22 protein-coding genes and 1 tRNA gene are annotated in these 25244 nt (G+C 69.6%); 7 read left to right on the top strand and 16 right to left on the bottom strand.

Features of this window, described 5'->3' with window-relative positions:
* Positions 1-14: 14 nt before the first annotated feature.
* The gene (locus P7L68_RS11640; protein WP_372005465.1) at positions 15-1388 is read right to left on the bottom strand and encodes a VWA domain-containing protein; all 1374 of its coding nucleotides are present in this window, start codon (positions 1386-1388) and stop codon (positions 15-17) included.
* Between the two features lie 146 nt (positions 1389-1534).
* On the bottom strand, positions 1535-3166 hold the full coding sequence (locus P7L68_RS11635) for an alpha/beta fold hydrolase (protein ID WP_372005463.1): 1632 nt from the start codon (positions 3164-3166) through the stop codon (positions 1535-1537).
* Positions 3167-3357: 191 nt separating this feature from the next.
* On the opposite strand from P7L68_RS11635, the gene vapB reads away from it, so the two are divergent.
* The gene (gene vapB / locus P7L68_RS11630; protein WP_372005461.1) at positions 3358-3630 is read left to right on the top strand and encodes a type II toxin-antitoxin system VapB family antitoxin; all 273 of its coding nucleotides are present in this window, start codon (positions 3358-3360) and stop codon (positions 3628-3630) included.
* Positions 3630-4052, top strand: coding sequence for a type II toxin-antitoxin system VapC family toxin (locus tag P7L68_RS11625; RefSeq protein ID WP_372005459.1), 423 nt, complete (start codon positions 3630-3632; stop codon positions 4050-4052). The genes vapB and P7L68_RS11625 overlap by 1 nt, the downstream gene beginning before the upstream one ends.
* Before the next feature lie 46 nt (positions 4053-4098).
* On the opposite strand, the gene P7L68_RS11620 is transcribed toward P7L68_RS11625, so the two are convergent.
* The 3 genes from P7L68_RS11620 to P7L68_RS11610 all read right to left on the bottom strand — a co-directional run bounded on the left by P7L68_RS11620 (position 4099) and on the right by P7L68_RS11610 (position 6903).
* Positions 4099-4172: transfer RNA gene (locus tag P7L68_RS11620), tRNA-Gln, on the bottom strand.
* A 38-nt stretch (positions 4173-4210) separates the two neighbouring features.
* The gene (locus P7L68_RS11615; protein WP_372005457.1) at positions 4211-5167 is read right to left on the bottom strand and encodes a 4-(cytidine 5'-diphospho)-2-C-methyl-D-erythritol kinase; all 957 of its coding nucleotides are present in this window, start codon (positions 5165-5167) and stop codon (positions 4211-4213) included.
* The gene (locus tag P7L68_RS11610; RefSeq protein WP_372005455.1) at positions 5164-6903 is read right to left on the bottom strand and encodes a tetratricopeptide repeat protein; all 1740 of its coding nucleotides are present in this window, start codon (positions 6901-6903) and stop codon (positions 5164-5166) included. The genes P7L68_RS11615 and P7L68_RS11610 overlap by 4 nt, the downstream gene beginning before the upstream one ends.
* A 538-nt stretch (positions 6904-7441) precedes the next feature.
* On the opposite strand from P7L68_RS11610, the gene P7L68_RS11605 reads away from it, so the two are divergent.
* Positions 7442-7633, top strand: a complete 192-nt coding sequence (locus tag P7L68_RS11605; RefSeq protein WP_062767605.1) for a hypothetical protein — start codon at positions 7442-7444, stop codon at positions 7631-7633.
* A 160-nt stretch (positions 7634-7793) separates the two neighbouring features.
* Here the strand turns inward: P7L68_RS11605 and P7L68_RS11600 are convergent, their stop codons facing one another.
* On the bottom strand, positions 7794-9545 hold the full coding sequence (locus P7L68_RS11600; RefSeq protein ID WP_372005453.1) for a hypothetical protein: 1752 nt from the start codon (positions 9543-9545) through the stop codon (positions 7794-7796).
* 257 nt (positions 9546-9802) lie between these two features.
* Between P7L68_RS11600 and P7L68_RS11595 the strand changes: the two genes are divergently transcribed.
* Entirely contained in the window at positions 9803-10006 is a 204-nt protein-coding gene (locus tag P7L68_RS11595) for a DUF4169 family protein (protein ID WP_062767601.1), read from the top strand.
* A gap of 36 nt (positions 10007-10042) precedes the next feature.
* Here the strand turns inward: P7L68_RS11595 and P7L68_RS11590 are convergent, their stop codons facing one another.
* The 7 genes from P7L68_RS11590 to P7L68_RS11560 all read right to left on the bottom strand — a co-directional run bounded on the left by P7L68_RS11590 (position 10043) and on the right by P7L68_RS11560 (position 19710).
* Positions 10043-12106 (bottom strand): aminopeptidase P family protein, encoded by a 2064-nt coding sequence (locus P7L68_RS11590; RefSeq protein WP_372005451.1) that lies wholly within the window; start codon positions 12104-12106, stop codon positions 10043-10045.
* Positions 12107-12136: 30 nt separating this feature from the next.
* Positions 12137-13075, bottom strand: coding sequence for a 50S ribosomal protein L11 methyltransferase (locus P7L68_RS11585; RefSeq protein ID WP_372005450.1), 939 nt, complete (start codon positions 13073-13075; stop codon positions 12137-12139).
* Complete coding sequence (locus P7L68_RS11580) at positions 13059-15452, bottom strand: ATP-dependent helicase (RefSeq protein WP_372005447.1); 2394 nt, start codon at positions 15450-15452, stop codon at positions 13059-13061. The genes P7L68_RS11585 and P7L68_RS11580 overlap by 17 nt, the downstream gene beginning before the upstream one ends.
* A gap of 96 nt (positions 15453-15548) precedes the next feature.
* Positions 15549-16679, bottom strand: coding sequence for a hypothetical protein (locus P7L68_RS11575; protein ID WP_372005444.1), 1131 nt, complete (start codon positions 16677-16679; stop codon positions 15549-15551).
* Positions 16676-16828 carry a hypothetical protein gene (locus P7L68_RS11570; protein WP_372005442.1) on the bottom strand — a complete coding sequence of 51 codons (153 nt, stop codon included), beginning with the start codon at positions 16826-16828 and terminating at the stop codon, positions 16676-16678. Before P7L68_RS11570 ends, P7L68_RS11575 begins: the two co-directional genes overlap by 4 nt.
* Positions 16829-16930: 102 nt before the next feature.
* Positions 16931-18847: an asparagine synthase-related protein gene (locus P7L68_RS11565; RefSeq protein WP_372005440.1), complete on the bottom strand. Its 1917-nt coding sequence runs from the start codon at positions 18845-18847 to the stop codon at positions 16931-16933.
* 56 nt (positions 18848-18903) lie between these two features.
* Positions 18904-19710, bottom strand: coding sequence for a helix-turn-helix domain-containing protein (locus P7L68_RS11560; protein ID WP_372005438.1), 807 nt, complete (start codon positions 19708-19710; stop codon positions 18904-18906).
* A gap of 93 nt (positions 19711-19803) precedes the next feature.
* Here P7L68_RS11560 and P7L68_RS11555 point away from each other — a divergent pair, with 93 nt between their 5' ends.
* The 3 genes from P7L68_RS11555 (at position 19804) to P7L68_RS11545 (ending at position 21289) form a co-directional block, all read left to right on the top strand.
* Entirely contained in the window at positions 19804-20415 is a 612-nt protein-coding gene (locus tag P7L68_RS11555; protein ID WP_372005436.1) for an MSMEG_1061 family FMN-dependent PPOX-type flavoprotein, read from the top strand.
* A gap of 69 nt (positions 20416-20484) precedes the next feature.
* A complete protein-coding gene (locus P7L68_RS11550) occupies positions 20485-20781 on the top strand; it encodes a DUF1778 domain-containing protein (RefSeq protein ID WP_372005433.1) in 297 nt (98 codons plus the stop codon).
* Positions 20782-20785: 4 nt separating this feature from the next.
* Complete coding sequence (locus tag P7L68_RS11545) at positions 20786-21289, top strand: GNAT family N-acetyltransferase (RefSeq protein ID WP_372005431.1); 504 nt, start codon at positions 20786-20788, stop codon at positions 21287-21289.
* On the opposite strand, the gene P7L68_RS11540 is transcribed toward P7L68_RS11545, so the two are convergent.
* The 3 genes from P7L68_RS11540 to P7L68_RS11530 are packed head-to-tail and all read right to left on the bottom strand — an operon-like array spanning position 21286 to position 25095.
* Positions 21286-23013, bottom strand: a complete 1728-nt coding sequence (locus tag P7L68_RS11540; protein WP_372005429.1) for an IlvD/Edd family dehydratase — start codon at positions 23011-23013, stop codon at positions 21286-21288. The genes P7L68_RS11545 and P7L68_RS11540 overlap by 4 nt on opposite strands.
* A gap of 49 nt (positions 23014-23062) precedes the next feature.
* Entirely contained in the window at positions 23063-24568 is a 1506-nt protein-coding gene (locus P7L68_RS11535; RefSeq protein ID WP_372005426.1) for a bifunctional UDP-sugar hydrolase/5'-nucleotidase, read from the bottom strand.
* Complete coding sequence (locus P7L68_RS11530) at positions 24559-25095, bottom strand: pentapeptide repeat-containing protein (protein WP_372005423.1); 537 nt, start codon at positions 25093-25095, stop codon at positions 24559-24561. Before P7L68_RS11530 ends, P7L68_RS11535 begins: the two co-directional genes overlap by 10 nt.
* Positions 25096-25244 lie beyond the last annotated feature (149 nt).

Genomic DNA, 25244 nt, shown 5'->3' with positions numbered 1-25244 from the left:
TTGCAACAGGCCCATCATCGCGGAGCCGCCCCGCCCGCCGGGGCGGCTGCGTCCTCTCCCATTCCGTCGGTTTCGAGCGTCGGCCCCCGGGATTGCGGCAGATCGAAGACCTGCGCGGCGCCGCCATCCGCAGCCGAAACCTCGATGCGCCCCGTGAAGCGGGCACCGGTCGGGGCCTCCCCCTCCACCTGCCAGGCGCCGGGTTCGAGCATGGTCTGCCAGTCGCCGGTGATGGCCTCGGGCATCGCCACCGCCTCGGCCGCCTGGCCGCCCAGCGGCACCGCCGACCAGCCGACCGGCAGTCCGGCATGGGGCGCAGCGATCCGGATCACCACCGGGACGGTCCCGGATATCGCCTCCGCCGCCGTATATGGCCGGATCAGCAATTCGGCATCGGGCTTCATGCCCGAGGCCCAGCCTTCCGACGGGTCGAAACTGCGCATGTCCATTTCGGTGCCGTAGGCGAAGCGGAAGCAGCGGGCGTGATCGACGAAGTAGCTGCCCTTGGGCTCGTAACGCCAGGCGGCACAGAGCCTGTCACCCTCGCAGCTGGCCGCGCATCGGGCAATGGTGCCGTCGGGCGGGAACGGCAGCTCGGCCGGCGCCTCTGCATCCGGGCCGACGGTCTGGCCGGTCGGCTCCAGCGCGATATCCGGCATCATCACGGCGCCGGGGAAGTGGGTCCGCGTCGGGGCCTCGGGTGGCGGCGCGGCGGCAACCGTCTCGGCCAGAGCGGTCGCGAGCGTCGCGGCGTCGGACGCTTCGAGGTAGCGGCCGCCGGTGGCGTCGGCGAGGCAGGCGACGCCCGCCCCCTCTTCCTTCGTCAGGCCGAAGCCGATGACATGGGTGGTGAAGTCGACACCCGCGGCCTCCAGCTCGGCCCCCAGCGCGCAGGGGTCGGCGGCGCAGGTCTCCAGCCCGTCGGTCACCAGCACCACGGTGGCGGCATCCTCGGTATAGCGCAGCGCCTCTGCGGCCTGGTGGACGGCGGCGGACAGCGGCGTCTTGCCGAGGAAACGCATCCCGTCCACGGCCTGGCGGATGGCCCCGGCCGTGCCGGGGGCCGGCGGCACCAGCAGTTCGATATCGGCGCAATCGCCCTTGCGACGATGGCCATAGGCGATCAGGCCCAGGGCACGCGCAGGATCGACGCCCTCCAGCACCGCGGCCACCGTCTCGCGGGCGATCTCCAGCTTCGGCCGCCCGTCGATCTGCCCCCACATCGAGCCCGAGCCATCCATGACCACGATCGTCGCCGGGCCCTGGGGTGCTGCATCCGCCGCCCCCGCCGGGCCGACTGTTGCGATCGTACACATCCCGATCGCCATCGCATGCATGAGGCCAAGTGCGGCCGCATGCATGCCGCGTGTTCGTGCGGCAGGCTTCATGCGCATCTGCTCCCGATCTGCCCGTTGTGCCGGTCCGGCCGGCTTGCTGCGGCCGTTGACGGAAAATTAACGATGATCAGAGAAAGGGCATACTACCACATGGTAGGGGGATGGCAGATGGTAGGGGGTAGCGGTTTGGGTGAGAATCACAACCGTTCGGAGAGGCCCGCCCGGCCGGCGAGCAGCAAAGCCTGGCGGAACACCATGTCGCCATGGCTGAGCGGCAGGGTGTGGCCGGCATCGGTGACGGGCTGGAAACGGCCGGCCGGCAGCATGTCCGCCAGCTCCACCACCGCCTGGCGCGAGACGGTCTGGCTCCGCTCGCCATGCAGCAGCAACACCTCGCAGGTGACGCGCGGTGCCAGATCGCTCCAGTCCTCGTTGGTCAGCCGCATGTCGTGGCGGAACCCAAGCCCTCTCTGGCCGGAGACCAGGGCAAAACATTCCTGAAGCGACGGGGCAAACCGCTGGTCGGCCCAAAGATCCCGGTCAAACCCGCAGTCGCTGAACACCAGACCCGGGATAAGCTCCACCCCCTTGCGGGCAACCTGGGTAATGCCCAGCCCGACGATCTTGTCCATCAGCGCCGGCATCTTCTGCGAGGCCCAGGCATTCACGCGGTGGCGCAGCGGCATGTCCGAGGTCTGATCCCAACCGCGCATCGGCGGTGTGGCCGGGGCGGCAACGATCCCCGCCACCCGGTCGGGTCGGCGCAGGGCACACTCGATCGCGAAACGGGTACCGATGTCATGGGCCACCACCACCACACGGTCGATGCCCTGGCGATCCAGAATGGCGTCGATCCGGGCGACCGCCAGCGGCAGGGGGTCTTCGCCCGCCGCCAGCGGTGCCGCACCATAGCCGGGGCGGACGGGGGCGATCACGTCCAGTCCCAGGGTCCGGGCGGCATGGCGGATGTCGGGCTGGGCGGCGATGCCGAACAGCGCGCCATGCAGCAACAGCACCGGAAACCCGCCCGGCCGACCGAAACGGTGCACCGGCACGGGGCCATCGGCGGTCGGCTCCAGCAGGGACGCGGCCGAGGGGGCGTGGAGGCGCGGGCCGCTGTCGCTCAACCGCTCGGCCGTCAGCATCAGCGAATAGGCGAGCGCCACCGCCTGGGTCTGGCTGTGCACGCCCATCTTGGCGAGCACCGCCTTGACCAGCTGGCGGATGGTCGCCGGCTTGCGACCGGTCCCGGCGGCGATCGCCTCGATATCGCGGCCGTCCATCAGCCCGAACAGCACCCGCAGCTCGGACGGGATCAGCCCGAAAACCGCGGTCAGCCGCGCCTCCAGCGCGGTGTCCTGGCCACGCCGGCATTCGACCAGCAGAATGTCGCCGCCGCGCTCCGGCGCCATGCCGGCCAGCAGCAGGGTCCGCCCCCGCATATCGGCCACGAACAGCGCCCCGGCCTCGCCCGTGCGGCGCACGGTTTCAAGAAAGGCGGCATGGCTGCCGGGCGTCAGCACCACCGCGCCCAGCTCGTCGCCCACCTCCAGCGCCAGACGCCGCGCGGCGGCGGCATTGCGGCTGAGCACCCGCCCGGCGGGATCCAGCACCAGCATCACGCCTTCATCAGCGAAGCCGGCCGCGCCCATCGCCTCGAAGATCGCCGGCACGTCGCCCATCATCGTCGACAGCCGGTCGAGCCCGCCGCGGCCTTCCAGCACGTCGGAAATCAGATCCACCAGCCGCCGATAGGCGGCCTCGGTGCTCTGAATGGGGGGAGCCTGAACGGGTGTGTTCCGTGCCGGTCCGGCCGCATCCGCGGTCATGCGCCGCCCTGCCCCGCAGATGGTGGAAATCGGCTCAGTCTATATCAGGGCGGGGGTGGATGACATGGCCGGGATCGGGGGGCCGGGATCGGGGGGGCCGGGATCGGGGGGGCACCGGGTCGGCGGTCCCGCTGGAAATCGGCATATACCAGGCATATGTTATACTTGTGCCAAGAGCCCGGAGGCCCGTCATGCCGCGCACCGTGTCCATCTTCCGCAACAATCGCAATCAGGCGATCCGCCTGCCCAAGGATTTCGAGTTTCAGGGCGTGACGGAACTGACGATCGAAAAACAGGGCGACACCATCCTGCTGCGCCCCGTACGGCCCGACTGGCTGTCATTTGCCGAGGAACCGGAGGCAGAGGCGAACCGGGATTTCCTGCGTGAGCGTCCGGACCTGATTCAAGAGGGACGCTTTTCTCTCGACGGTGATCTGCCGGACGACAAGACCGGCACGCGCTGATGCCTGCGGTCTATATGCTCGACACCAATATCTGTTCCTACATCATGCGCGAACGGCCGGTCGTCGTGCTTGAACGATTGCAGGCGGCCGTCGACGACCAGCATCAGATCGTCGTTTCGGTCATCACCTATTACGAGATGCTGCTCAGCACAACCGGGCGTAAGGCGTCCCCCCGGCATGCACGGCTGGTGGAGGCATTCCTCGCCCGCCTCTCCGCCATCCTGCCCTGGGATGCGGCCGCGGCGGAACACGCCACGCGGATCAGACAGGATCTCGTCGCCAGGGGCACGCCGATCGGCGGCAACGACATGATGATCGCCGGCCATGCCCTGGCCGCCGATTGCATCCTGGTCACCAACAACATGCGGGACTTCGCACGCGTAGCGGGGCTGCGCGTCGAGGATTGGGGGGCGGAGGATTAAGCGGGGTGACCGGCGCCAGCAGGCGGTCAGGATCCGATACCGGATATGGCTGGGGCGCCAGGATTCGAACCTGGGATCACGGGACCAAAACCCGTTGCCTTACCGCTTGGCCACGCCCCATCGCGCGGGCTGCAACATAGTACGGACCCGGACGGCTTTCAACCGGATCGGGCGGGGGTTTCACGGATTTCGGGCGGGCCGGCAAGCAGCGGACCGGTGGCGGTCCACCAGCCGGGCCGGGCAGCGGAGATCAGGCTGCATGCGGCTTCAGCGGCAGCGGCTTCGGTGAAGAGGGCAAAACAGGTGGCGCCCGATCCGGACATGCGCGTGAAACATGCCCCCGCCATCCGGCCAAGTGCCGCCTCCGCCTCGGCAATTTCAGGCACCAGGCTGCGGGCGGCGCCCGACAGGTCGTTGCCGGCCGCCCCGAGCGCCGCCAGCCATGCGCCGATATCGGCGATGTCGGGGGCCGGCAGCCGGGCTGCGGACGTGAAACCGGCGCCCGAGGCGGCGCGGGCGCGGAACACGGCCGGGGTCGACAGCGGCACCAGCGGGTTCACCAGCAGGATGTGCAGGCGCGCGAAAGCCTCGGCGGCCGGCGCGTCGAGCGGTGCGACCACCTCGCCCACCCCGGTCACGCGGCAGGGGGTGGCGGTGACACACATCGGCACGTCGGCACCCAGGCCTTCGGCCACGGCCTGAAGGTCATCCGCGCCCGCACCCCAGGCCTGGCCCAGCAGGCGCAGCACGGCCGCGGCATCGGTGGAGCCGCCGCCGATACCGCTTGCGACCGGCAGATGCTTGTCGAGCCGGATCCGGGCCGGCAGCGGCCGGCCGAGCCGGGCGGCGAGCCCGGCGGCGGCGCGCATGGCGAGATTGTCGGCCGAGGCCGTATCGCCGAGTGCCGTGGCGAAGGGGCCTTCAAGGTCGAAACCGGTGGTTGTGTCCGCCGGCACCGGACGCGGATCCACCTCCACCCGGTCCCCTGCCCCGGCAAAGACCACCAGGCTGTCGAGCAGGTGATAGCCGTCATCCCGGCGGCCGGTGACGTGCAGGTGCAGGTTGATCTTGGCGGGCGCCAGGGTGGAGAGCATCCGTTGGGGAGGGGCGGTCACTTGGGGGCGGGAGCCGCGACGGGGATCACGCTGCCCGCGGGCGCCGGCGGCAGGCCACGGGCCAGCTTGTCGCGGATGATCTCGGCCTGCGCGGGCTCGGGGTCGAAGACCAGGGCATGGCTCCACTGGAAGCGGGCCTCGCGCTCGCGCCCCACCCGCCAATAGGCATCGCCCAGATGATCGTTGATCGTGGGATCGTTGGGCTGCAACAGCACCGCCTGCTCCAGCCGGGCGACCGCCCCCTCGTAATCGCCCATCTGGAACAGCGCCCAGCCAAGGCTGTCGACGATGAAGCCGTCGCGCGGCCGCAGGGCCACCGCCTTTTCCAGCATCGCCCGGGCGCGATCCAGATGCATGCCCTTCTCGACCCAGGAATAGCCCAGATAATTCAGCACCAGGGGCTGATCGGGCGACAGCTGCAGCGCCTTCAGGAAGTCGGACTCTGCCTCGGGCCAGCGGCCGGCGCGTTCATAGGCAACGCCGCGGGCATAGAACAGGTCCCAGTGTTCAGGGCCGGGATCGGCCAGGGCGGCGAGCGCGCTGCTATAGGCGCGAGCGGCATCGTCCCAGCGTTCCTGCCGGCGATAGAGCTCGGCCAGACTGATCGCCGCATCCTTCTGGCCGGCGGCCACCCGCTCTTCCAGCAGTGCCTCGGCCCCGTCGATATCGCCAGAGGCTGCGAGATTGTCGGCGATGCGGATCGCCGCCGCCTCGGCAACGGCACCGCTGTCGTCGATCTTGCGGAAGGTATCCAGAGCCGCGCGATGATCGCCCGCCCGCTCGTAGACCTCCCCCACCAGATAGCGGGCATCGGCGAAATCGGGGCGCATGAACAAAGCGAGCCGGCCGTAGAACAGCGCAGCGCCCAGCACCTGATCGCGCAGCAGCAGGCCGGCGACGCCATAGAGCGCCTCGGCGATGCCGGCCTTGTAGTCGGGCACCAGCCGCGGCAGCTCTTCGCCCGCCTCGATCCACGCCAGCGCCCGGCGCAGCGTCGTGCTTTCGGGCGCATCGCGCAGCATCTGGCGATAGAGATCGGCGGCCTGCTCGCGATTGCCGGTGCGGATCAGATGCGAGGCATAGGCCTGGATCAGCCGCACGGGTGTCGGGCCGCCGCTCGACAGCGCGACCTCGTAATTCGCCCGCGCCCCGGCATCCTGCCCGGCCAGATCGTGGATCAGCGCCGCATAATAATAGCGATAGGTGGCGAAGGCGGGCGTGCCGGCCAGCCGGTCGAGCGCCGTGACCGCCTCTCCCGAACGGCCGCGGCCGAACCGTACCCAGGCATCGACCACGGGGGCCAGCAGCGCGTTGACACCGCCACGATCCATGCGATCGGCCATGCGTTCGGCTTCGATCAGCTCACCCGCCTGGATGCGGTCCAGGATCAGCAGCAGATCAGCGAAAGGGGCGGCCGGCTCCAGCGCGCGCACGCGCTTCGCATAGTCCAGCGCCTGGGTGATGTTGCCCTCGCCCGCGGTCAACAGCATGGCGCGGCGCAGCAATTCCGGATCCTGCGGCGCCTGATCGAGCGCTGCGCGATAGAAGGCCGCCGCGGCGGTGAAATCATCACGGGTCTGGGCATGACGCCCGGCCAGATAATTGCCGGTGAAGGTCCGGCCGACCTGGACATCCGGTGCAGGCCCGGTGCCGGGGCTTGCGCAGGCTGCCAGCAACAGCGTCGCCATGGCCGCGAAAACCACCGCTCCCGCCCGTCTGCTGCCCGCCCGTGTCATGCGAAGGTCCATCCCGTCGATCGGCCCCTGCCGGCCCGGACCGCGATCCGACCCTCCGGCTTTTCTGGATGCGCCCCGGTTCCCCGGGCCGCCATTCGTCGCACCATCCGTGGCCCGCGGCAAGGGGGCCGGCGATTCCGGCGGCGACTGCGACATTTTCGTCTCGCACCGCGTTGCGGCAATGCCACCATTGGACACTCTGGCCATGTCCCTGTCCAGCGCTGACGGCCAGCGCCAGCGGAAGCCATCGCATGGTTGAAGACCAACCACGCGACCCATGCAGACAATGCCGGGCTCGGCTCTTGACCTTCGGCCCGGTTTGACGCACAAATCGCGGGTTACAGCAGGGCCGCGCCGTCAGCAGGCGGCGGGAGCCCGTATCCCGACCGGTTCCGGTCCGTTCTCGCCTGCCGTCCTCTTCCCCGCCAGGAAGGGGTCGCCGCGGGCGTGGTCGTGTCCCGGGCATACGGTCAGAGCGGGCACGGCCCGCGTGGCGAACGCCGCAAGGCGGGCGCCCGTACCTTGAGGAAATGGTGCCATGGGCAGCAAGAACAACCCGAAGAACCGCGGCGCCGCTGCGGTCGAAAAGATCTTCGACGGCAAGAAGGTGAAGCCGGTCCTGTATGTCGGCTCGAATGTCGGCCACGGCCGCTACATCGCCGCCCAGGACGAAGGTGGCAAGCTGGTGAACGACGCCGGCGGCCGCCCGGTCGCCTGGCGCGACATCTGAGTCTTTTTCAGCCCCTCGGCCCAAGCGGCCGCTCGCGTGGCCTTGGCCGCCGTCTCAATGGCGGCTGGGTGCCGCTGAGCGGCACCGGGGCATGAAGACAGACGAAGCACGCAACGGCCGCAGTCGGGAAACCGGCTGCGGCCGTTGCGTATGTCGGGGCTCAGGAGGCGCCGCGGGGCAGGAAGGGTGTGGTGGCGGCGGCGCGATCGGCATGGCGGACCACGCCTTCGGCCATGCGGTCGTCGAAGGTGACGTCCACCCGGACATCGCGCACGGCATCGCCGCGCCAGACCGCCTCGCCCGCTTCCAGGCGCAGCCGGCCGCCGCCATGGGCGGGCAGACCGCTGAGCGCGATCCGGTCGGCATCGGCCACCGCATCGCGGCCGGTCATATAGGCGTCGAGATTGAGCCGGTCGAAGGCGACCCGGCCGCCCAGCCGCCAGGCATCGTCGGGCCCGCCCCATGCGGCCGAGAGCCCGCCCGACACCTCGGCCCCGTCGAAGGTGCCCGAGAGATCGGTCAGGCCGAGCCCGCCGGGGGCAAATGCCGCCGTGGCCCTGAGCGCCATCCGGCCGAGCCGGCCCGGGGCCACGGCCGGCTGCTCGCCGCCGTTGAAGGCCGCGATCAGGCCCGAGACCGAGCGGGCCTCCAGCGTCATGATGCCGTCGAAGCCCAGCCCGCCGGCCCGCTGGCCCACACGCCCCTCGGCATCCAGCCGGGTGGCGCCGGCCGGGCTTTCGACCGAGAAGGCCGGCATCAGCACATCGCCGCCGGTGCGCGGATCACGTTTCAGCGTGACGGCGAGATCGGAGAGCGCCGGCATGGCCGCCATCCCGGTTGCGACAGAGGCCGCCGAGAGGTCCAGGCTGGCCGGCAGCGCGCCGAGCAGGGCCGCCGCGGCCCCCGGTACCGAAGCGGCCTCGATCCAGGGGCCGGCATCCAGACGGCCGAAGTCGATGCGGGCTGTAACACCGCCGGCCATGCCGTCGGGCAGCCAGGAAAGCTCCCCCTCCGCCCGGCTGTCGCCCAGGCTCATCTCGCCGCGGGTGAGGCGGGCGCCGTCCTGATCGACGCGCAGCGCGCCGGTCAGCCGCAGTGGCAGACCGAAGGGCACGGGCGGCGGGGTGGTTGCACCCGAAACATCGGAGACGAGCCCGGCCAGCACGCCGGCATCACCGGCCCTGAGGTCGATATCGCCGTCGAAACCGCCGGGCAGGATCCGGCCGTCATAGGTGACCGCAGCGCCGCCGGCGGTGAGCGTGGCCCGGCCGGCAACGGCACGCACGCCCTCGCGGTCGGCCGATCCCAGCCGCATCTCCACCAGGATCGGCACGCCCCCCGCCGAAACCCGCCCGGCCAGTTCCCGGCCGCCGCCCGACAGGGCCCGGCTTTCCGCCTCCACCCCGTCGAGCAGCACCCGCCGCCCGCCGCCGAGGCCGAGATCCAGAATGCCGTTGCGAATGGTGAGGTCGGGCGCCCCGGCGATCAGGAAGGAGGCGGCGGCCGCCGCCGGCGTGGCAGGCCCTGCCGCCGCCTGCGGACCTTCATCGAGGGCCAGGCGTGGTCCGTCGAGCACCACCCGGCGGGGGGTGAGCCCGTTGCCCAGCAGGTCGCCGAAACCGAGGCCGATCGAGAGCTGGTCGGCGGCAAAGGCGGTCTGCGGGTCATCGCCGATCAGGACGTCGTCGAGGCCCAGTTCCGGCATCGGAAAGATCCGGAGCGTGATCGGCCCCGCCACCGATACCCGGGCACCGGTGGCATCGGCCAGCCGGCCGACAAAACCCCGGGCGGTGGCCGGCGAGACCTCGCGCAGATCCCGGCCGGGCAGCCAGACGGCGCCGGCAACCCCCGCCGCGGCCAATCCGGCCACGGCGATCACACCGGTCGTGATCACGATACGGGCGAACGACATCGCCTCTCCGTTCCTTCTGGCGTTCCGGTCAGTCCTCAGGGCGCCCCGGTCGGGACTGTGGCCGCAATCCTGCGCGGCCTCCCCTTCAGAATGCCCCTCGCAGGACGGCGGTCCCCGCCCTAGATTCTCTTCCCGCCGGCCCTCGCCGGCAGCGCCGCCCTTGCGGCGTCCTTGACCCTAGCCGGGGCCGCGCCCATGGGCAACTCCGCCCGTGACCGGCGATGTCCGCGGCAGATCTGCCGGAGGAGACGTCGGCCATGGGTGACGTCATCAACCTCAATGCCGTGCGCAAACAGCGTGAGCGTGCGGCCAAGGAAGCCCGGGCGGCCGAGAACCGCGCCCGTTTCGGGCAGAGCCGCCTGCAGCGCGAGCTGCGCGACGCGGAACAGAACCGGGCCCGGCGCGAGCTGGACCGCAAACGGCTGTCTTTCGACGACCCCGACCAGACGCCCAAGCGCTGATCGGGGGCAGCAGACCGAAGCCGCCCCGCCGCCGGATCAGCCGGCGGCGAGCGGCCTGGTCACCGCGGCGAGCCAGCCCCTGACACCGTCGTCGACCAGGGGCGACACCTCGGCCAGCACTCGCGCGTGATAGGCATCCACCCAGGCGATTTCGTCGGCGGTCAGCATGTCCACCCGGATCAGGCTGCGGTCGATGGGGGCAAGCGTCAGGGTCTCGAAGCCCAGGAAGCGCCGGCCGGCGAAACCCGTGCCCTCGTCCCGCACCACCAGCAGATTCTCGATCCGGATGCCATAGCGGCCGGGCTCGTAATAGCCGGGTTCGTCGGACAGGATCATCCCCGGCTCCAGCGGCTGGGTCGACAGTTTGGAGATCCGCTGCGGGCCTTCATGCACCGACAGATAACTGCCGACGCCGTGGCCGGTGCCATGGTCGAAATCCAGCCCCGCCGCCCAGAGATCGCGCCGGGCCAGCACGTCGAGCTGGGCACCGGTGGTGCCGGCCGGGAAGCGCGCCACCGCCACCGCGATATGGCCCTTCAGCACGCGGGTGAAAGCCTCTGCCACCTCTCCCGGCAGATCCCCCACCGCCACGGTGCGGGTGACGTCGGTGGTCCCGTCCAGATACTGGCCGCCGCTGTCGACCAGATAGATCTGCCCGGGCTCCAGCCGCCGGTTGCTGCGCTCATTCACCCGGTAATGGGCCATGGCGGCATGGGGACCCGAGGCCGAAATGGTCTCGAAGCTCATGCCCCGGTAGTGATCGAGCCCGGCGCGCAGCCGGCCGAGTTCGGCCGCGGCATCAAGCTCGGTCAGATGGCCCTTGGGCGCCTCGGCCGCGATCCAGGCAAGGAAGGTGACCAGCGCGCCGGCATCGCGCAGATGCGCCGCCCGCGTGCCCGCCAGTTCCACCGCATTCTTGCGCGCCTTGGGCAGCGAGATCGGCGAGTTGCCCTCCACCACCGTCGCCCCCGCCTGTTTCAGCCGGTGATCGGCCCAGACATTGGCGGTGGTGGGATCGATCAGCACCCGCCGGCCGGCACAGTCGTCGAGGGCCGCCCCCAGGGCCTCGACCCCGGCCACGCGCGCCTCGCCCGCCAGATGGTCGATCACCTCGGGCGTCAGCTTGCGGCGGTCGATGAAGATCTGCGCCTCGCCGTCGCTGGCGATCAGGCCGAAGCCCAGCGGCAGCGGCGTGCAGGGCACGTCGGCGCCGCGGATGTTGAGCAGCCAGGCCAGTTCCTCGGGCATGGTGATCAGATAGGCATCGGCGCCGGCGGCGGCGATCGCCTCGCCGATGCGCGTGCGCTTCGATGCCACGCTCTCCCCCGCAAAGGCCTCGTCATGGGGCACCACGGGGGCGAGCGGCATGGCCGCGCGGCCGTTCCAGACGGCATCCAGCGGGTTGCCCTCCAGCGCCGCAAGCTCGACGCCCGCACGCGCCAGCACGCGCTGCCAGCGCGAAATCTCGGCCGGGGTGTGCAGGCGCGGATCATAGCCGATCCGCGCACCGCGCCCGGCGGTTTCGGCGATCCAGGCGATCGGCGTGCGCTCCACCACATGGCAGCGCTCGAACACCCGACCGTCGACCTCCTGCCCGGCCTGGATGGTATAGCGGCCGTCGACGAAGATGGCGGCCCGGTCCTTCAGGATGACCGCGGTCCCGGCCGAGCCGTGGAAACCGGTGATCCAGGCCAGCCGTTCGGCCGCCCGCGGCACGTATTCGCCCTGATGCTCGTCGGCGCGGGGCACGATGAAACCGTCGACACCGGCCGCTTCCAGCCGCAGCCGCAGCCTTGCCACCCGGCCGGCCGTGTCCGGCGCCTCGTCCCAGAGCCCGTCCTCCAGCCGGGCCGCGACCTCGGCCCGCCGGGCGACCAGCGCCGCGACCAGCTCCGGATCATGCGGCCCGCGGCCCAGCACCAGATCCACCCAGCGCAGGTCGCCGGCGGGCGATGCCGCGGCATCAATGCCGGCCAGCAGGGCGTCGAGCCCGGCCGCCCCCACCCGTGCGCCCGCGGCGGCAAGCCGCCGGGCAAGCGCGTCGCCGTCCTGCGACGTAGAGATCGGGGCAGCGGTTCCGTCCGGGGTGGAAGCGGTCATGGGCTCTGGCCTCATCAGGAGGGAAGCAGGTCAGGCGCGGCGGGGTGCCCGCCGCATCATCAGCGTGGTCCAGCCATCGAGCACCAGGCGCTTGTCCAGCACCAGGCCGCGACGGCGATAGGCGTTCAGCACCCAGCTGTCCTGGCGAGGGGTCAACCCCGACAGCACCAGCCGGCCGCCCGGCGCCAGATGCTGCACCACCACCGGCGCCATCCGCGCGAGCGGCCGGGCCAGGATGTTGGCGAGGATCAGGTCATAGGGGCCGTGGGCCATGACCTCGGGCCGGCGGAAACCTTCCGAGATCAGCGGGATCACCCGGTCGCGGACGTGGTTGATGTGGATGTTCTCGGCCGTCACCGCAACCGAGCGCGGATCATTGTCGACCGCCAGCACCCGGCGGCGCAGCCGGCGCGGGTTGAAGCGGCGCGCCGCGGCGATGGCGAGCACGCCAGAGCCGCAGCCCATGTCCAGCACCCGGCCCACCGGCTTGCCGCGTCGGGCCAGCCGGTCGATCATGGTCAGGCAGCCGCGGGTGGTGCCGTGCTCGCCCGAACCGAAGGCCTGACCGGCATCGACCACGATGCCGATCGCACCCGGGCGAACCACCTCGGCCGCATCCAGATGGCTGCCATGGACGACGAACCGGCCGGCATGGATCGGCACGAAGCTCTTCAGCACCTCGCTCGCCCAGTCGCGATCCTCGATCTGGTCAAGCACGGGTGTATCGAGTGCGATGCCTTCCGAGGCCGCGGTCAGGGATATGCGGGTCGCGATTTCGGCCATATCCGGCCGGGGGCCCCGGGCATAGCCGGTGACACGCCACCACAACCCGTCCTCGATCACCTCGAAACTGGTGAGGCTTTCAACAAACGGCTCCAGCGCGGTCTCGACCGCGGAAACATGCTCCAGACCCGGAACCTCCAGGGTCAGCCGCCAGACCAGGCGGGCGGGATCAGACGGGCTCGACAAAGCGATCGATCACTTTCTTCCGGCCGACCCCGTCGAACACCACCTGCAGCTTGTCGCCTTCGATGCGTTCGATGAAGCCGGTGCCATATTTGGCATGCGACACCCGCATGCCGATCTTGAAGGACGAGGTGCCGGCGGCCTTGGCGGCAGCCGCCGCCTGTCCCGGGGTACGACCGCTGGACGGTCCCGGGCGCCGGGGTGTCACCGACATGCCGCCCCGTTCCACCCGAACCGCCGTGCCGTCGATGGTGCGGGTGGTGACGTCGTCGGCCAGCCGGGTCGCGCGGTCGTAGACCTCGGTCTGGGCATAGGGGCTGGTCTGGGCGTAAGGGTCGGCACGCCGCCCGGCCGGCTGCCAGCCGGCAGCGCGGTTGCCGCCATAGACGCCGGTCTGGCCGGAGAGTTCGACATGCTCGGCCGGCAGTTCTTCCACGAAGCGCGACGGCACGGCCGACAGCCACTGGTTGTAGACCCGGCGGTTGGCCGCGAAGCTGATCACCGCCCGGCGACGGGCGCGGGTGATGCCGACATAGGCCAGGCGCCGCTCTTCCTCCAGCCCGTCACGGCCGCTTTCCTCCAGCGCGCGTTCATGGGGAAAGACGCCCTCCTCCCAGCCCGGCAGGAAAACGGTGTCGAATTCCAGGCCCTTGGCACCGTGCAGGGTCATGATGCTGACCATGTCCTCGCCGGCGCGGGTATCGGTATCCATCACCAGCGAGACATGTTCCAGGAAGGCCGGCAGGCTGTCGAATTCCTCGACCGTGCGCACCAGTTCTTTCAGATTGTCGAGCCGGCCCTGGGCCTCGGGCGTCTTCTCGGTCTGCCACATGCCGGTCAGGCCGCTTTCATCCAGCATCTGCCGGACCACCTCGCCATGAGGCTCGTGGGACAGGGCCTCGCGCCAGCCGGCGATCATGCGGGTGAAATCGGCCAGCGCCGCACGCGCCCGGGGTCGCAGCCCGCCCACCACCACCGGATCGGCCGCCGCCAGCAGCATCGGCAGACCGGCCGCCCGTGCCGCCACCGCCACCGCCTGGACCGAGGTGTCGCCAAGCCCGCGCTTGGGCACGTTCACCACCCGCTCGAAGGCCAGATCGTCGGCGGGCGTGATGATCAGGCGCATATAGGCCAGCGCATCGCGCACCTCCGCGCGCTCGAAGAAGCGCAAGCCCCCCACCACCCGATAGGGCAGGCCGATGGTCACGAAGCGGTCTTCGAAAGCGCGGGTCTGATGGCCGGCGCGGACCAGCACCGCCATGTCGGCGAGCGACATGCCCTGGGCACGCAGATGTTCGATCACGTCCGAGACGAAGCGGGCCTCTTCATCGCCATCCCAGCAGCCCTGCACCCGGACCTTCTCGCCCTCGCCGTCATCGGTCCAGAGCGTCTTGCCCAGCCGCTCTTCATTGTTGGCGATCACGGCGCCGGCGGCGGCCAGGATATGGCCGGTGGAACGGTAATTGCGCTCCAGCCGGATCACCGTCGCCTCGGGGAAATCCTTTTCGAAGCGCAGGATGTTGCCGACCTCGGCACCGCGCCAGGAATAGATCGACTGGTCGTCGTCGCCCACACAGCAGATGTTGTGATGGGCCTGGGCCAGCAGGCGCAGCCACAGATACTGGGCGACGTTGGTGTCCTGATACTCGTCGACCAGGATGTAGCGGAAGCGGCGCTGCCAGTCGGCCAGCACGTCGGGATGTTCGCGGAACAGCCGGATGCATTCCATCAGCAGATCGCCGAAATCGGCCGCGTTCAGCTCTTTCAGCCGTTTCTGATAGGCGGCGTAGAGATCGGCGCCGCGGCCGCGGGCCAGCTCGTGCGCCTCGGCCCCCGGCACCTGGCCCGGCTGCCAGCCCTTGTCCTTCCAGCGCTGGATGGCGCCGACCAGCACCTTGGGCGGCCAGCGCTTCTCGTCGACGCCGGCCGCCTGGATCACCTGCTTCGCCAGCCGCACCTGATCGTCGGTGTCGAGGATGGTGAAGGTGGAGGTGAGCCCGACCAGCTCGGCATGCCGGCGCAGGATGCGGGCACACAGCGAATGGAAGGTGCCGAACCAGAGCCCGCTTTCTTCCGCGCCGATCAGCCGCCCCACCCGCTCGCGCATTTCGCGCGCGGCCTTGTTGGTGAAGGTGACGGCCAGAATCTGCCAGGGCCGGGCGCGGCCGGTATCGACCAGATGCGCCAGCCTTGTGGTCAGCACCCGGGTCTTGCCGGTGCCGGCGCCGGCCAGCACCAGAACCGGCCCGTCCAGCGCCTCCACCGCGGCCCGCTGCTCGGCATTCAGCCCGTCGAGATAGGCATGGGCATGGGACGCACCGGCACCGCGCGCAGGATGCTGCGGCACCGAGGCTTCCGGCAGGCTGAACGGATCGGACATCGGAGGGGCCGGCTCTCTTGGTCTGGACGCGGGGTTCCGGGTTCACTGGAACATAACCGAAACGCGGCCGCGACGACAGCCATCGGCACGCCTGCCTTACCTATACCCTCGGCGGTGCGTCTGCAAGGCGTGCGCCTTGAGGTTGTCGGCCTCGGGGTTGTCGACCTGGGGGTTGTCGACCTGGGGGTGTGGAGAGGTGCCTGACCGGGGCTGCATCCGCCAGAGTGTCCGAAGCCGGTCGTGAGGTTCGCGCATCCAGCGCTCACAGAGGGCCATCTCGGCGGCGGAGGCCTCACGACGCTTGCGCTCACCATCGGGAACGAAGACCTTGCGGTCGCCGCGGCCCTTCGAATAGAGCCGCGCCTCGCGCTCCATCTCCAGGATCTCTTCCGGCTGCGGCCGGATCCCGAGCCAGGGCAGGATGCGGTCGATCACCGCGCCCGGCAGCTCGGCATGGTCGACCAGCAGCCATTCGGCCGGCGCAGCGGCGATCCTGTCCGCCGCCAGAGACAGCGCCCGCCCGAGCACGGCGGCGATGAACGTCTCCATGGCCATATCGGCGGCGGCAGTCGGCCGCATGCCCAGGCTGAAGGCCCGACGCATCGGGTTGTGAAACGAGAGCGACCAGCCGGGCCGCCGACGCAGGTTCGAGACCAGAATCTCCAGCGGATCCCGCATCACGAAGACCTTGCGCATCCGAGGGGCGACCATCTCCAGCTCGCCGAGGCGATCCAGCCCGATGCACGAGAACTTCACCATGAAATGCCGGGCTTCGGGGAAATGCCGGGCCTCAGGGAAATGCCGGGCCTCGGGCATCATCGGACGCCCGAGCAGGGCCAGCACGAGGCGCAGATCATCCTGCCTGACGCCGGCCGGAACCGGCGTCCAGAACGGCCCCATCAGATCGAGCAATGCTTCCGGCTCGTCGGCGATCTGCACGCCGCCGATCCCGCCCAGCATGTTGGCGACCAGGGTCGACCCGCAGCGCGAGGCATGGAAGATCCCGGCCGTCAGCGGCAGGCTGGCGGCCAGAGACGGTCCGGCCGCCAGGGACGGATCCTCCAGCGACACATCCCGGAAGGGCGCATCCGCATCCCGCGCCTGGTGAAGCGCGGCACGGAACGACCAGCGGCCGTCAGCCGGCCTGCTGCTGGCGGATCTGAGGCGCAGACGCCGGCCGTCGCGGGTGATGAGCGCCCGCTCGGGCAGCTCCCATCCGGCGGTCAACTCATATCGCGGGTGCGGGGGCCTTCCGAAACCTGGCTGCCGCTCCCCTCGGTCTGATCATGGATCGGCACGACCGTCAGCCTTGGCGTCGACCAGGCCGCCGAGGTCATATTGCCACTGACAGAAAGCTCATCGTTCCGATCGGTCATCGCCTGATAGGTCCTTAATGTTGATCATTCATCGATCGAACATATACGAGGCGGCAGGCGCCGTGAACAGACGAAAACGCCGTCGTCCGGACATGATGCGCCTCAGCCATTGCCGCCCTCGGCCCGATAGATGAACTGCCCGACACGCAGCCCGCGTCCGACGGCATGCAGCAGGGGCAGCATGGTCTCGGGCCGGGAGGCCTGCGTTGCATCTGCGGGCCAGGCCTCGATCAGTCGCCGGATCCTGGGCAGGTCGAGCACCTCGCGGGCAAGCGGCGACGCCTCGCAGCGTTCGATCTCCGCCATCATCCAGTCGCGCCGGATGGTCATCCGCTGGAACCAGTCGGCATTTTCCCGGCCCGTCCGGCGCTCGTCGAGCACCGCCTGCGGCAGACGGCCGGCCAGCACCCGTCGGGCGAGCCAGCGGTCGCGGCCCCGGTTCAGATACTGCTCCGCGGGCAGCCCCAGGCAGAAATCGACCAGCCGGACATCGGTGAGCGGATGGCGCCGATCGGCCGGATCGGCCCACATATGGCCGGAATGCGCGAGATTCAGGAAGGTGTTCTTCTCGATCAGCCCGATCCGCATATCGGCATCGCGCGAGGCGCTGCGCCGCGGCGCATGGCGGGTAAGACGCCCCTCTGCGAGCCGTTCGCCGAGGGCCGGGGCAAGGGCACTGCGTTCACGCCAGAGCTCCGGCCGCCCCCGAAGGCGCTTCACGGCAAGCCGCAGTTCGGGCGGCAGCGCCGGCAGCAGCGCCCATCCCAGAAATTCCCGGAGCGGTGATTTGCCCTGGCGTGCCCGCCCGGCCAGGTTCGTGGCCAGGCCCCGGAGGTGCAGGCGACGAAGCTGATCGGCCATGGCAAGACGGCCGTCCCAGCTGAGCGACAGATTGCCGCCCTCGCCCGTCAGCACCACCCGCGCGCCCAGATCGCGCGCCAGATCGGGGGTCGGATGGTAGAGCCCGTCCGAGAACAGCCAGCTCATCGGCCAGTCGCGGCGATGGAAACGCCCGCCCGGATCTTCATCCGGCTCCGTCGGCACCGGCGCCACCAGATGATGCGGTACCATGTTCGGATAAAGCGGCGGCACCAGCCGGGCGCCATCCCACTCGTCCTGGATCAGCCCGGGCGCCTTGGGCAAAACCGCCATGGGCTGCGGGCGCAGGGTCACCGTGTGCAGGGGCGCGGGATCCCGCAGCCGGGCCGCCGTCGTCGCCACCGCGGTGGAATCGAGCCCGGCCGTCAGATGGCAGAGCAACGGTTCGTCACCGGCCGGCAGACGACAGGCGACCGCCTGTTCCAGCAGATGGCGGGCCGCCTCGACATACTCGTCATTCCGCCGGAACCGGATCCGGCGGGTGGGATCGGGCTGCCAGTACCGCCAGAGCCGCAGACGACCGTCGGACCAGGTGAGCCCATGCCCCGGCGGCAGCATGTCGATCGCGGTGTGCACGGTGCGATTGGGGCGGCGATGGGCGGCCGCCACCAGCGTCAGCCCCAGAATCTCCGGATCCAGCCCCCGGGGAACGGCGGGATGGGCCAGAAGCGTGTCGATCCGGGAGGCAAGCAGGATACCGTCCGGGCGGCAGCAATAGAACAGCGGCCGGCCGCCCATCTGATCGATCGCCGCGATCAGCTCCCGGCGCGCGGGATCCCAACGAATGACCGCAAAATCACCCACCCAGCCAGCGGGGGCCGCCTCTCCCTGCCGGGCAAGTGCGGTTGCGGCAAGGACAGCTGCCTCCGTTCCGGCCGGATGGTCGAGCGTGGCGGCAAGTTCGGCGGCATTGTACAGGGCACCGTCGAACAGGCTCACACTGCCGTCCGGTCCCGGCCGGCACGGCAGGGGCCGCGGGGGACGCGACGACGGCCCGGCCGCCCCGGCCTGGAGCAGCAGGGCGAGGCCGTCGTCATGGTGCCGACGGATGATCAGCCCGGAGGCGGACACCGCCGCCGCCGACCGCCGGTCATCGATGACGCCATCGTCGCGCCCGATATGCGCGAACAGAAGATTCACGGCACCGTTCCCGCCCTGAATGGATGTTGTCAGAATATGGCTGTCTGTCTTGCGGGTTAACTATCCGGTCGGACGGGCCTCTGCAAGCCGGGAACGATCGGATGCGCGGCCGGCGTGACGCCGAACGTCCGGCGGAACAGGGCGATGAAGCCGCTGACGCTGGCATAGCCCAGATCAAAGGCGATCGTGGTGACCGATGCGCCCTCCGCCAGCATTTCGAGCGCGCGGATCAGCCGGGCGCGGTGGCGCCAGTCGGTGAAGCTGAGGCCGGTTTCCTGCGGGAATCGTCGGCTGAGCGTGCGCGGGGTGGTGCCGGCCCAGCTGGCCCAGCCCTCCAGGCTGCGGCGATCGGCCGGATCTTCCAGCAGCGCCTGGGCGATCCGCTGAAGGCGGGGATCCGACGGCATGGGCAGGCCCAGATCTTCCGCGGGCAGATCGCCGATCTCGTCCAGGATCAGCCCGGTGATCCGCCGGCGCGCCGCATCCATCCGGTCGTCTTCCCAGGTCGCGGCGCGCAGGACCGCTTCGCGCAGCAGGGCCGGCACGCGCACCGTGCGGGGCCGTGCCGGAAGGTCTGCACAGAGATCGGGCCGGATATAGGCGCTCCACCCGGCACCGGGCCCGAAACTCCGCCCGCCATGCGGCTGCCAGGGCGGCAGCCAGATGCCATGACCTGCCGGCACCAGCCAGGCGCCCTGATCGGTGCGCACGGTCACCACCCCCCGGCTGCAGCCGATCATCTGACCGCGGGCATGGCGATGGGCCCTGGTGTCGAATTCCTGCTTCAGCTCGACGGTGAAGGCGACGACGCCGGGGCCGTCGACGGCGTTCCCGATCGTGTCGGGCGTAAGGCTGCGGGTCATGGCGCCATCCTGCTATCGATTGGCGCCGACAGATTAGCGCCGCCATGCCCCGCGGCGTAGAACGGAGTGATCCGAATGCGGGAGGCAAGGCCCATGTCCGACATCACCCCGACCGATCTGGACCAGCTCTATGATCCGCCGTCCGAGGCGATCCAGAAGGGCGTGATGCCCCATCTGATCCGCTTCCACGAAGACTATATCGCCCGGGCGACCTTCTTCTGCCTGGCGAGCGGGCGCGAACACGGCCTCGACGCCTCGCCCCGCGGTGGCCCTGCGGGTTTCGTGAAGGTGATCGACCCGCAGCATGTCGCCTTCGCGGACTGGCCGGGCAACAACCGGATCGAGACCCTGCGCAATCTGGTCGAAGACGACCGCCTGGCCATGCTGTTCCTGTTTCCGGGGCTGGAGGTCTTCCTGCGCATCAACGGCCGCGGCCGGATCTCTCGCGAGGCCACGCTTCTGGCGCAGCTGACGGAAGGTGCGAAGACCCCCAAAACCGCGATCGTGGTCACGATCGACGAGGTGCTGTTCCACTGCGGCAAGGCCATCAACCGCGCCCGCCTCTGGCAGCCCGAGGCCCGCATCGACCGCGGCACCCTGCCCTCGGTCGGCCGGATGAAGGCTGCCCTGACCGGCGGCTCGGACGCCGATGCCGGGCGGGTGGATGCGGAGTATGAGCGGGCGGTGAGGAATGATCTTTACTAATGCCTCGAACGCCTTGAAGCGTCCGGCCACCAGCCGTACATTTATGGGAGGATAAGGAGTACAGCAACCATGAGCGCCCTGAAATCCTCGGCCAACCGTACCCGCAGCGAGCGCCTGGAGGCGCGCGTCAGCGCCGAACAGAAGCGGCTGATCGAACATGCCGCCGCTCTGGAAGGCCGCAGTGTGACCGACTTCGTTCTGGCGGCGGTGCAGGACGCAGCCCGCCGGGCAATTGAAGACCACCGCCGCATCGATCTTTCGTTGCGCGACGGAGAAGCATTTGTCCGGGCGCTCACCGAACCACACCCGGTGAATGATCGCCTGATGGATACCATCCGTCGATATCGTCAGCGGACTGGCATCTGACACAATGCAAGACGAAGCTCTACGGGTCGAACCGCTGGCAACCACGCATGACCGCAGCGGCTTTGCCAGTGGCTCGGAGCCCCTTGACCGTTATTTGCGCACACAAGCGGGGCAGGATGCCCGCAAGTGGGTTGCCGCCCCTTTCGTCCTTCTGTTTCCAGACAACCAAATCGCTGGCTATTACACCTTGTCGGCCACTGCCTTGCACCTGCCCGAACTGCCGGTAGCCGTCGACCGCAAGCTTCCCCGCTATCCGCTGATCCCCGCTACTCTGCTCGGGCGTCTTGCGATTGATCAACGCCATCAGGGAAAAGGCTATGGCCGCTTCCTGCTGGCAGATGCGCTTTATCGCGCGGTTCGGAGCGAAATTGCCTCCTTCGCGGTCGTCGTGGATGCCAAAGATGATATCGCACGTCGATTCTACGAGCGGGAGAGCTTCCTGGCCTTTCCGGATCAGCCGATGAGGCTGTTCAGGCCAATGGCGGATATTGCACGATTGTTCGACTAAGGGACCTCGCGCCGCCCCGGCACTGCCCGCAGGAAATCGAAATCGCAGCCCTGGTCGGCCTGAAGCACCTCCTGTGCATAGAGGCGGGCATAGCCGCGCGGCGGGGTGATGGCGGTGGGCGGGGTTTCGCCGCGGCGCTGAGCCAGCACCTCGTCGTCGATCAGAAGATCGATGCGGCGATCCTTCACGGAAAGGCGGATGCGGTCGCCGGTGCGGACAAGGGCGAGCGGGCCGCCCGAAGCGGCATCGGGGGCGACGTGGAGAACGATGGTACCATAGGCGGTGCCGCTCATCCGCGCATCCGAGATGCGGACCATGTCGCGCACACCCGCCTGGGCGAGCTTTTTCGGGATCGGCAGATAACCGGCTTCGGGCATGCCCGACGCGCTCAAGGGGCCGGCATTCTGCAGCACCAGAAAATCATCGGCCGCGACGTCGAGATCCGGATCGTCGATCCGGGCCGCGAGATCTTCGAGCGAGGTGAAGACCACCGCCCGGCCCTCGCGCTCGAACAGGGCCGGGTCGGCTGCCGCCCGCTTCAGAATCGCACCCCGCGGGGCGAGCGAGCCGAACAGCGCCACCAGCCCGCCTTCGGGCTGTAGCGGTGCATCGAGTGCGCGGACCACGGCCCGGTCGACATAGGGCGCCGGTGAGCCAAGCCGTTCCCCCAGAGTCTCGCCCGCCACGGTCATGCAGTCGAGATGGAGCAGGGGCCGGAGTTCGCGCAGAACCGCGCCGATGCCGCCGGCCGCATGCAGATCTTCCATGTAGAACGGCCCGGTCGGCTTCAGGTCGACCAGCACCGGCGTCGTGTCCGAAAGTTCGTTGAGCCGGCGGAGATCGATGTCGATGCCGGCCCGGCCGGCGATCGCAGTCAGATGAATGATGGCATTGGTGGAGCCGCCGATGGCGAGCAGCACGCGCAACGCGTTCTCGACCGATCGGGGCGTGATGATGTCGCGGATGGTGATGCCGCGGCGGATCAGCTCCATGGCGGCGGTGCCCGAGGCCTCGGCCGCGCGGATCCGGTCGGCATGGACGGCAGGAATTGCGGCAGTACCGGGCAGGATGATGCCCAGCGCCTCGGCGATGGCGGCCATGGTGCTGGCGGTCCCCATCACTGCACAGGTGCCGGCGGTGGTCGCGAGATTGTTCTCGACCTCGGCGATGGTGTCTGCATCGATCTCGCCCGCGCGATACTTCGCCCAGAACCGCCGGCAGTCGGTGCAGGCGCCCAGCCGCTCACCGCGCCAGCGGCCGGTCATCATCGGCCCGGTCACCACCTGCACCGCGGGCAGACCGGCCGAGACCGCGCCCATCAGCTGCGCCGGTACGGTCTTGTCGCAGCCGCCGACCAGAACCACGGCATCCATGGGCTGGGCGCGGATCATCTCCTCGGTGTCCATCGCCATCAGGTTGCGGAAGAACAGGCTGGTCGGGTTCAGGAACACCTCTCCCAGCGAGATGGTCGGAAATTCGAGCGGCAGCCCGCCCGCCGCCAGCACGCCGCGTTTCACCGCCGTGACCAGTTCGGGCACGCCCCGATGGCAGTTGTTGAACTCGCTGTAGGTCGCGGCGATGCCGACCACAGGCTTGTTCAGCAGTGCGGTCGAATGGCCCATCGCCCGCGCCATCGAGAGGCGCAGATAGCGGGCGAAATCGCGGTCGCCGTAATTGGTGAGACCGCGGGCAAGGCCGTGGGGGGTGGTGTCGTCGGCGGCCATGGGCGGATCTCCCGGGCGTATGGCTGGGGAATGACGGCGCAGGCAGGGGTTATGGCGTCACAAACCGGATCCGCCCCTCCACCACCGGCGCAACCTCGCCGCTGCGGGCCAGGTGGTCGATCACCTGATTGGCGGTGAGCTGCGAATCCGACAGGCCGATCACGGTTTCGGCGGTGGCGAAGGCGCCATAGCCGTCGCCGGCGCCGGCGACGTAATCGGTGGTGGCCAGCTGGTAGAGCCGGTCGGGGTCGAGCGGCTCACCGCCGATCATCACCTCCTGAAGCCGGGCGCCGGGCGGCTGGGCGGGATCGACGGTCAGGGTCATGCCCGACACCTGCGGGAAGCGGCCGGCCAGATCGTCCAGGCCCGACAGGCCGTTTTCCAGCGCCTTGTGCAGTTCGGTACCGGTCACTTCCAGCTTGAGCGTCCGGTTGCCGAAGGGCAGTTCCGAGAGAATGTCGCGGCGGGTGATGCGGGTGCCGGGCTCGTAGATGCGGTCGGCGCGGATGCCGCCGCCATTGATCATCGCAACCTCCGCCCCCACGGCATCGCGCATCGCATCGGTGATCAGATTGCCGATGGCGGCCTCTCCCCCGCGCACGGTTGCCCGGCGGCTGTCGAGCGGTGCTGCCAGCGTCGCCACCGGTTCATCCAGCGCGGGGCCAAGGCTCCGGCCATGCTGTGCCACCAGGGCGGCGATGTCGGGATCCGGCGTCACCCCGCCCGTGTCGACGATCTCGAAGCGCGGGCGCCAGCTCAGGCGGTCGGCGGTCTTTTCGATGTCGATGCGGGTGACGACCACGTGATCGCCTTCCGATCCGCTCTCGGTCAGGGCGACACGGCCGTCATGGAAGACCAGCAGATGTTCGTCATGGCCCGACAGGATCAGATCGGTACCGCCATCGCGCACCAGACGCATGTCGATGTCGAGGGGCGTATGGGCCACGGCGACCACGAAATCGGCCCCGGCCTCGCGCAGCTGCCGGGCGGCGGCACGGCCGGCATCCAGGCTGGCGCCGAAGGTGATGGCGCTGCGCTTCGCGACCACCCGGGTCGATTCGGTGGTCAGCCCGTAGAAGCCGACGCGGATACCGTCCTGCTCGACGATCTTGTAGGGCAGCGTATGGGCCGGCTGGCTGCCGTCGGGCTCGTGGATGTTGGAGGCGACGACATCGAAACGGGTCTCGGCCATGCGGGCGCGGAAGACTTCGGCGCCGAAATCGAATTCGTGATTGCCCGGCACCATCACATCGGGAGGCATGTGGTTCAGGATGTCGATGACATGCCGCCCCTGATCGAGCCCTGAGAGCAGCGAGGGCGAGATGGTATCGCCGGCATGGACGAAGAAGGCCGGGCCTTCCTGCCGCACCTGGTTCAGCACCGCCTTGACCCGTGCGAAACCGCCGCGGCCGTCCTTCTCTTCCATCCGGTCGATGTCGTTGGTCTGGACGAAACGAAGCGTGACGGTATCGGCAAATGCCGGCAGCGCGGCCGTGGCAAACAGAATGGCGGCCGCAATGGCGGCCGGATGATGGCGACGCAGCGTCAGCGGCATTGCCCGACACTCCCTTCCCCGCAGCGCGTGGTGCCGTCCACCCAGACGGCCCCCTCCAGATTGGCGTCATAGAGATCGGCACCGGTCAGATTGGCGCCGGTGAAATCGGCACCGCTCAGATCGGCGCGGTAGAAGCGGGCCCGGCGCAGATCTGCATCGGAGAAATCGGCCCGGGCGGCTTTCGAGCGGGTGAAATCGGCGCCCTGCAGATCGGCCTTGGCGAAGATCGCCCCCTCGGCCTTGCCCGAGACGAATTTGGCGCCGCGCAGATCCGCGCCCGAAAAATCGGTGCCGGTGACGTCGGCGCGGGTGAAGGAAGCATCGCGCAGCCGGCCGCCGGTCAGCGACATGCCCTGCATCGGCCGGCCGTCGAAGAAGCAGCCGACCCAGTTGACCCCGGGGCGGCCGGGATCGCTGCAACCGGCGCGGGCCGGACCGGTATCGACAACAACCACTGCGGCAAGTGCCAGCAGTGACACGAACAGGCTGCGGCAGAGAAGGGGGCGAGAGTCGGTCTGGCGGGTCATCGGGAGCATTTGCCTCGTCTGGCCGATCCATAACACGGCATCCGCACCAACATATAGTGCCGCGCCACCCCCGGACAGGCCCAAGCGCCGGCTGCGACGCAGCGGCCCTGCCCCGGCCTGCGCAAAAAGGGTTGGCGTTCGCCGCCTGC

The organism is Tistrella mobilis (assembly GCF_041468085.1).
In the GTDB taxonomy this organism is placed as follows: Bacteria; Pseudomonadota; Alphaproteobacteria; order Tistrellales; family Tistrellaceae; genus Tistrella; species Tistrella mobilis_A.
The sequence above is the reverse complement of the archived record's forward strand: the minus strand, read 5'-3'. Positions and strand labels throughout refer to the sequence as shown.